Below are 7,584 nucleotides of genomic sequence, written 5' to 3'. Positions count from 1 at the left end.
GAATTTTGTGTGAAATCTACGTCAAATTACTGATTATCCTCATCCAACACTGGATCATGCTCACCGGATTGTGGGAAATACCCCAGCGCAGCCTCACCAAAGGTGTTCAAGCCATTCAGGAACAGGCTTCCCATCTTGCCGCCTGCATCGCTGAGCGACGCAGCTTGATAAAATGCCTCAAGCAACTGGCAAAACTCTTCGCTTCTTCAACCGCTTGCCGACAAAACAAACGGAGGAAAAAACCTAATAATTGGATGAGATTACAGCAAGTTAGGGAATGGAGGGCTTAAAGTTGATGCGTATAGGGCTGTAAGGTGTGCAACCCCAACGGTAGCGACTGCGCCAAAGCCAATCGCAATATGGCGATTGATGGATTTTTCATGTTCGCCGATTACACGTTGCCGCCCGGCACTGATGTGTGCCAATTGTTCAGCGCGTTCACTGTTGATGAGCAACGGATCAATCCGGGTTTGCACAAAGTGCTGATAGCGGTCATCCACGCGCTGGGCGCTATTGAGTGCTGCCGCGAGTGTTTGAGGCAAACCTTTGGGTTTACCCGGCTTGCCCAAACGCTTGCTGGCAGCTTTAGTACCGACTGCCAGCACACCACTGGCGACAAGGATAGGAAGAATGGGAAGCACAATTTTACCTCATCAGTCTCATGGCAACATTCAGCACGCTATGGTGTCATGCGCAAAGTGTTGGCGGAAATGTTCAATGGCGGCATTGGACAAAAGGTAATCGTCACACCGTAACGGCGCAGCCGCAACCCCTAGTTGTTGCAATGCCTGATAAAACGCCAAGCATTCCGCTGTCGCTGGCATCCCCAAGGTGGCGGGCAAGTTCGCGTGCAACGCACTCAGCAGGCTAGACAGGGTACAGCCCATCAGGATGTGCGGGTCTAGCATCCCACTGTCAATAAACACGTTTTCCAAACCGGTAGGGGTATAGCACTGATGCTGCAAACCTTGCGGCAGGTACAACGCCCCGCCCTCGGTAAACAGGATGTCAGCAGCTTGTTCCAGCCGTTGCAGGGCTTGCTGCGGGTTGAAACAATGCGGGCCGGAATCATCCACGATCAGCGTACCCGATTGCAAGCGGGCGACATCCAGCACATCCGGCACATTGGTTGCGCCGATAATCAGAGTCGCTTCGTACACCGTTGCCGGTAATTCAGCGTCTACGGTGACAATCTCAATCACGCCTTGAAAATGCCATTCTTCCACCAACTCCACGACCAAGCGTTCCAGTTCAGTGTGTTTGCTGTACAAATCGCACAGCAGCAAACGCCGTGGGTGTGGCAACACCTGTAATAGCAAGCGCAAGCTGGTTAGCCCGATAGAACCTAGTCCCAAACAGGCAACCGTTTCCCGCGCCAGATTGCGCCCCGCAACCTTCACGATATGGTCAATATTGTGGACAACAGCGGCGGCGGTCATGGCGTGTCCGGTAGTAATGGCAGGCCAGTTAGCAGCAGCGGACAATGCGGGGGGAATGGTGTGTCCATACCGGGTTGCCGATGGTAATAAGCCGGTCAGCGAAACACAGCCTGCCCCAAGGTCATGTGCCAAACGCAACGCATCGGCAATGGCATCCGGCAGACTGGGGTCAACATACAATTCTGACAGCAGGCGTGGCAACAGGATAATGGCGATGCGTCCCCACGGTGTCACCATGATGGCTGCCACTGTTGGCTCGCCTCGGAATGTCTGTTGCAGCAAGATTTCCCGGCTTAAACCATAGCGGTTCAAGACTTCATCCGGCCAGTAGGTCAGCGCCGCTGATTGAATCGGTGGCAATTCACCGCGCCGGATTAAAGTTGACAAATCCTGACCGATACATTGCACATAGGGCAGATCTGGCAAGGCTGGCGGCGGGTTGCCGCGTATTGCTGGTTCGGGGTGGGTAGCAGGTGTTTCTACGGGGGTTGCTTCAATGATAGCTGCCATCTGGCGCAACGTGCTGTGTTGAAACAGCGCCCGCAGGGAAACCACGGTATGGAATGTCTGGCGAATATGCGCCGCGAGTTGTACCAGCAACAAGGAATGCCCACCCAGTGCGAAAAAGTCAGCATTGCGCCCGATAGGTTGCACCTTGAGCAAGGTTTCCCAGATGACTGCCAAGGCAATTTCCACCGGGGTCAATGGCGGCAGGTAATCGCTGGTCATTGCCGCGTGTTGTTCCGGGGCGGGCAGTGCCTTGCGATCCAGCTTGCCATTGGGTGTCAGGGGCATGGTAGGTAAACAGGTAATGCTGGCAGGCTGCATGTAAGCCGGTAGGCGATTTGCCAGCCATTGCCGCAATTCGTTGAGCAATGCCGGTGTCGACGGGGTTGTTTGTGCGTGAGTCACGACATACGCCGCCAGTTGCCAGTGTCCCTGGGAGTCGGGATACGGTAAGACGACCGTTTCCTGTAGCTGAGGATGGGTACTTAATACCGCTTCGATTTCGCCGGGTTCAATACGGAAGCCCCGGATTTTGACTTGCTGATCCATGCGCCCCACAAACAGTAGAGTGCCATCGGCTTGCCAGCGTACCTGATCACCGGAACGGTAGAGCTTGCCATTGCCAAAGGGGTTGGGAATGAATTTTTCGGCGGTGAGTTCGGGGCGTTGCCAGTAACCGGCAGTGATGCCTTCCCCGCCAATGTACAGTTCACCGCTAACCCCAATCGGCACGGGTTGGCGCTCAGTATCCAATACATACAGTTGAACATTGCTGATAGCCTGCCCAATCGGGGCTTGCGTACCTTGCCAGTGGGGTGGGAAGCGGTAGACCGTACTCCATACCGTGCCTTCGGTAGGGCCGTATTCGTTGTACAGACTGGCTTGTGGCAAATATTGCTGGTGTAAGGGTGGCAGGGCAGGTGGGCAGCTTTCACCGGCAACAATGACCGCTTGCAAGCTTGCCAGTTGCGCGGCTGCATGATTCAGCAACAGGTGATACAGGGAAGGCAATAGCAGGATATGGGTGATGCGGTCGTGGGCAATCAGCTCTGCCAACGTATCCGCTTCCTTTTCAACCCCCGGCGGCGGTAGCACCAACGTTCCGCCACTGCACAAGCTCCAGAAAATACCGGCAACTGAACTGTCGAAGGCGAGTGAAGACAAGAGCAGGAAGCGCTCCAAAGGTTTGTCGGCGTAATAATGCAGCCGCGCACAGGTGGAATGCACCAGATGACGTTGCTGCACCAACACGCCTTTGGGTCGCCCCGTCGAGCCGGAGGTGTAAATCATGTAAGCCGCGTCGTCAGGGCTATGCGGAAGACCGGGGAGCGTGCTGGCTTGTTGGGTAATGCGCTGCCAATCGCTATCCACACAAACTAGGGGCAATTGAGTCGGCGGTAACTGTTCCAGCAGGGTTTGCTGGGTGATGATCAAACCGGGCTGGCTATCTTCGAGCAAAAACTGAAGCCGTTCCAGCGGGTAATGCGGGTCGAGTGGCACATACGCCGCCCCAGCCTTGAGGATCGCAAGCATCGCAACAGGCATTGCCAGCGAACGTTCCACACACAAGCCCACCCGATCCCCGCGTTGCACCCCTTGCTTGATCAGGTAATGCGCCAGTTGGTTGGACTGTTCCTCCAAAGCCTGATAACACAGTTGGGTTTGCCCAAACCTGGCTGCAATTGCCTGTGGGTGGCGGGCAGCTTGTGCGCTCACCAAATGTTGGATTAAAGCGTCACACGGGTAAGGGTGTTGGGTAGCGTTCCAGTCGACCAGTAATTGCTGGCGTTCAGCCGTACTCAGTAGCGGCAACTTCAATATCGGGGTGTCGGGTTGTGCCTGTGCAGCAGCTAAAAGATGTTGGAAATGTCCAGACAGACGCTCAATGCTGCTATGCGCAAACAGGTCACGGTTGTATTCCCACAGCATCACGATTTCGCCGTTTTGCTCGCGCAGGTGCAATGTCAGGTCAAACTTGGCGACGCGGTTAGCCAATTCCAACGGTGTCAGTTGCACATCGGCTCAGTGCGTTGGCAACACTTGGGTATTGTCCAAGGTCAGCATCACCTGAAAGAGCGGTGCATGGCTGAGGTTGCGCTCAACATTTAAAGCGGTGACAAGCTGTTCAAACGGCACGTCTTGATGGGCATAGGCAGCCAGCGTCAGTTGGCGGACTTGTTGTAACAGGTGTTGAAAACTGGAGTTTCCTTCCAGCCTGACACGCAACGGTAGGGTATTGACAAAAAAGCCAATCAGCCCCTCACTGGCTTGCTGCTGACGGTTGGCGATGGTTGTCCCTACTGGCAAAGTATTTGTTCAACATTTTGCAACCGGTGGGACTCTCAACGATTTTGATATGACAAAAGCCAAGCAGCATTTCATGCGTGAATTTCACCATGGCAAGCAGTTTGCTACAAAGCGGATAAGCGACCCACAGTTGCTTTTGAACCCTTAAACAATAACATTAGAATTGAACCATGCAGCAAGTTATCTGGGGCATCATTTTCCTGATGCTAGTGCTGATGTTGCCCGTACCGGCAATGGCGGGTAAAGATCAGCAGTCTCTCATTGCAGAAGAAACTGTCATTGTTTATAACTGGTCAGATTATATCCCCGCAGGGGTTTTGGAAGATTTTACCCGTGAAACGGGTATCAAAGTCCAGTACGTGACCTACAAAAACAATGAAATCATGTACACCAAGCTGAAACTGTTAAAGGGGCGTGGATATGATGTGCTGGTGCCTTCCACGTACATGGTGGAGAGGCTGCGTAAAGATGGATTACTGCAACCCCTCAACAAAACGCTGTTGAGTAATTTTAAGCAACTTGATCCTGAATTGTTGAATAAACCGTATGATCCCAGTAATGAGGTGAGTGTGCCTTATTTGTGGGGTAGTGTTGGCTTGGGCGTTAATAGCGACAATCCAGCGGCAGCTAGCGTTTCATCTTGGGCGGATTTGTGGCATAAGCAATGGCGTGATAAGTTGTTGTTGCTGGATGATATGCGTGGTGTGTTTCATATGGCGTTGCGCTTGGATGGTCATTCTACCAATACTACTGCACCGGAAGAAATCAAGCAGGCTTACGAACGTTTACGAAAGTTGATGCCCAATGTACATATTCTTGGTGAAGCTACTGCTAATGAGGCATTTGAAACGGGGGCGGTCGATTTAGGTGTGCTGTGGAACGGCGATGCCTTCCTTGCTCAGAGTAAAAAACCGGCTATACGTTACGTTTATCCCAAAGAGGGAGCCAGTTTCTGGTTGGATAGTTTCGTCATCCCAGCGCGTGCCAGTAACCCAGAAAATGCCCACAAGTTTATTGACTACATGTTGCGCCCAGAGGTGGCGGTGCGTTGTGTTAATGAACTAGGGTACGCAACCCCTAACGTGGTAGCCAAAGCGATGCTTGATGCAGAGATACGGGATAACCCAATCATTTTTCCTTCCGCTGAAGTAGTGGCAAAAGCGGAATTTCAGCGTGATATTGGCGATGCTTTGGAACTCTATAATCGATACTGGGCTAAGTTGAAAGCAGGGTATTGACCTAATCTCTATAAAGGCAGTTGCCATTTCAATAAGGTATATGTAAATGATCGGTATTATCGGCGGAACGTTTGACCCTATCCACCACGCGCATTTACGTACCGCATTGGAAGTAGCAGAACATTTTGGTATTGCCGACATGCGCCTAATTCCCGGTAACATACCACCACACCGCCCCCAACCACTTGCCACTTCTGAGCAACGTTTGGCCATGCTACAAGCCGCGATTGCATCCGAACCGCGTTTACAAGCCGATAGTCGCGAACTACGCCGTGGTGGGTATTCCTATAGTTTTGACACCCTGCAAACCTTCCGAACGGAAGTTGGTAACAAATGCCCGCTCTTGTTCGCTCTCGGCTTTGATGCTTTCCTGCATTTTCAGCATTGGCATCGTTGGAATGAAATTTTAACCCTCACGCATCTGGTCGTGGTGCAGCGTCCAGCGTATAGTCTGCCCCCTAACGGTTGGTATGAACCTTACCTCAGTACAAACCCCAATGATTTACGCACTACACCCGCAGGCAGGATTTATTTATTACCCGTCACCGCGTTGGATATTTCTTCTACACAGGTGCGCGGGCTATTGAAACAGGGTAAAACCCCCCGATATTTGTTGCCAGACAGTGTTCTGGACTATATTCAACGACATCAACTTTATTGTGAATAATTAATGGAACTCGAAACACTTAAACAATTAGTGGTTAAAACACTTGACGATATGAAAGGCCAAGACATCAAGACGATTGATGTGCGTGGCAAATCCGCGATTACTGATATGATGGTGATCGTGACGGGTAACTCCAACCGTCATGTTAAATCTCTCGCCGATGCGGTCGAGTTGGCAGTGAAGGAAGCTGGCGTGCAACCGCTGGGTATTGAGGGAGACGGGCAATCCGATTGGGTATTACTTGACCTAAACGACATCATTTTGCACGTTATGCTTGCCAGCACCCGCGACTACTACAACCTGGAAAAACTCTGGGAAGTGGGCGAAGGTTTACCACAGTCGCGCCCCAATATGTTGGGTACTCCTGACTAAATGCGTATCCACCTGTTAGCCATCGGCACGAAAATGCCGGGCTGGGTCAACACAGGCACGGACGAATACGCAGGGCGAATGCCACCGCAATGCCAACTGTTGATTCGTGAGATTGTTGCAGAGAAACGCAATAAAAACAGTGATTTGAACCGTATTCGTCAGAGTGAGGGTGAGAAGTTACTGGCAGCGATACCCGATGGCAACCTTGTGATTACGCTCGATGTGAAAGGCAAACCTTGGTCAACCGAACAGCTTGCGCAGCAACTCAATAGCTGGATGATGTCAGGTCGTGATGTCAGTCTGCTAGTGGGAGGGCCGGAAGGCTTGTCGCCTGCATGTTTGCAACGTGCGGAGCAAAGTTGGTCGTTGTCGCCACTGACATTTCCGCATCCGCTGGTGCGGATTGTGGTGGCGGAGCAATTATTCCGTGCTTGGAGTATTCTGAGCAATCACCCTTACCATCGGGGGGATTAAATGCCAACGCCACAGCTTATTCTTGCGTCTGCTTCACCACGCCGCCGCGAATTATTGACACAAATTGGCATTCGTTTTGTGGTGCAAACGGCTGATGTGGATGAAACGCCTCTACTGGGTGAAACACCTGAAGCCTTGGTTGAGCGTTTAGCTATCTTAAAAGCAAAAACCATCTGGAATGCCGATTCTTTGCCCGTTTTAGGTTCTGATACGCTCGGTACGCTCAATGGCGACTTGCTGGTTAAACCGCGTGACTTCGCTCATGCGCAACAAATGCTGCGGCAAATGTCGGGGCAGGTGCACGAGATTCTTACCGCTGTCGCATTAACGACGGCAACAGGCACACAAGTAACACTGAGTCGCAGTGTGGTTAAGTTCCGTACAATCACAGACTCCGAAATTCTGGCATACTGGGCAAGTGGTGAACCACACGACAAAGCAGGAGCCTATGCGATTCAAGGACTTGGTGCAGTATTCGTTGAACGTTTAGAGGGTTCCTACTCTGGGGTGATGGGGTTACCTCTGTTTGAAACGGCGCAACTGCTGGCAACAGCAGGCATCCAGACCTTATAAAAATCAT

The 7,584-nt window shown here is 52.0% G+C and carries 8 protein-coding genes and 1 pseudogene; 5 read left to right on the top strand and 4 right to left on the bottom strand.

The window, feature by feature from the left end:
* Positions 1-26 precede the first annotated feature (26 nt).
* From BLV87_RS19280 to BLV87_RS19785, 4 genes and pseudogenes are all read right to left on the bottom strand, one after another.
* Positions 27-185, bottom strand: coding sequence for a hypothetical protein (locus BLV87_RS19280; RefSeq protein ID WP_175517813.1), 159 nt, complete (start codon positions 183-185; stop codon positions 27-29).
* Positions 186-260: 75 nt separating this feature from the next.
* Complete coding sequence (locus BLV87_RS07055; RefSeq protein ID WP_093066816.1) at positions 261-641, bottom strand: hypothetical protein; 381 nt, start codon at positions 639-641, stop codon at positions 261-263.
* A 30-nt stretch (positions 642-671) separates the two neighbouring features.
* Positions 672-2,168, bottom strand: coding sequence for a phosphopantetheine-binding protein (locus BLV87_RS19790; RefSeq protein WP_245706942.1), 1,497 nt, complete (start codon positions 2,166-2,168; stop codon positions 672-674).
* 54 nt (positions 2,169-2,222) lie between these two features.
* Positions 2,223-4,253 (bottom strand): annotated as a pseudogene (locus BLV87_RS19785) (non-ribosomal peptide synthetase); the annotation flags it as partial.
* Positions 4,254-4,423: 170 nt separating this feature from the next.
* Between BLV87_RS19785 and BLV87_RS07040 the strand changes: the two are divergent.
* Genes BLV87_RS07040 through BLV87_RS07020 form a run of 5 tightly spaced genes read left to right on the top strand, consistent with a single transcriptional unit; the run spans position 4,424 to position 7,577 of the window.
* Positions 4,424-5,491 carry an extracellular solute-binding protein gene (locus BLV87_RS07040; RefSeq protein WP_245706941.1) on the top strand — a complete coding sequence of 356 codons (1,068 nt, stop codon included), beginning with the start codon at positions 4,424-4,426 and terminating at the stop codon, positions 5,489-5,491.
* Positions 5,492-5,537: 46 nt separating this feature from the next.
* Entirely contained in the window at positions 5,538-6,158 is a 621-nt protein-coding gene (nadD, locus tag BLV87_RS07035; protein WP_093066810.1) for a nicotinate-nucleotide adenylyltransferase, read from the top strand.
* 3 nt (positions 6,159-6,161) lie between these two features.
* Positions 6,162-6,530 (top strand): ribosome silencing factor, encoded by a 369-nt coding sequence (gene rsfS, locus BLV87_RS07030; RefSeq protein WP_093066808.1) that lies wholly within the window; start codon positions 6,162-6,164, stop codon positions 6,528-6,530.
* A complete protein-coding gene (gene rlmH, locus BLV87_RS07025; protein WP_093066806.1) occupies positions 6,531-7,004 on the top strand; it encodes a 23S rRNA (pseudouridine(1915)-N(3))-methyltransferase RlmH in 474 nt (157 codons plus the stop codon). It begins immediately after the preceding gene.
* On the top strand, positions 7,005-7,577 hold the full coding sequence (locus tag BLV87_RS07020) for a Maf family protein (RefSeq protein ID WP_093066804.1): 573 nt from the start codon (positions 7,005-7,007) through the stop codon (positions 7,575-7,577).
* The last annotated feature ends 7 nt before the right edge of the window (positions 7,578-7,584 follow it).

It is taken from the genome of Thiothrix caldifontis (genome assembly GCF_900107695.1).
GTDB lineage: Bacteria > Pseudomonadota > Gammaproteobacteria > Thiotrichales > Thiotrichaceae > Thiothrix > Thiothrix caldifontis.
This window is presented reverse-complemented; position numbering and strand designations above follow the sequence as displayed.

What these genes read in the sequence shown, in the direction of transcription:
- BLV87_RS07040 (WP_245706941.1), top strand. Translation starts at nt 4,424, where the DNA reads ATGCAGCAAGTTATCTGGGGCATCATTTTCCTGATGCTAGTGCTGATG.
- nadD (WP_093066810.1), top strand. Translation starts at nt 5,538, where the DNA reads ATGATCGGTATTATCGGCGGAACGTTTGACCCTATCCACCACGCGCAT.
- BLV87_RS07020 (WP_093066804.1), top strand. Translation starts at nt 7,005, where the DNA reads ATGCCAACGCCACAGCTTATTCTTGCGTCTGCTTCACCACGCCGCCGC.
- rsfS (WP_093066808.1), top strand. Translation starts at nt 6,162, where the DNA reads ATGGAACTCGAAACACTTAAACAATTAGTGGTTAAAACACTTGACGAT.
- rlmH (WP_093066806.1), top strand. Translation starts at nt 6,531, where the DNA reads ATGCGTATCCACCTGTTAGCCATCGGCACGAAAATGCCGGGCTGGGTC.
- BLV87_RS19790 (WP_245706942.1), bottom strand. Translation starts at nt 2,168, where the DNA reads ATGACCAGCGATTACCTGCCGCCATTGACCCCGGTGGAAATTGCCTTG.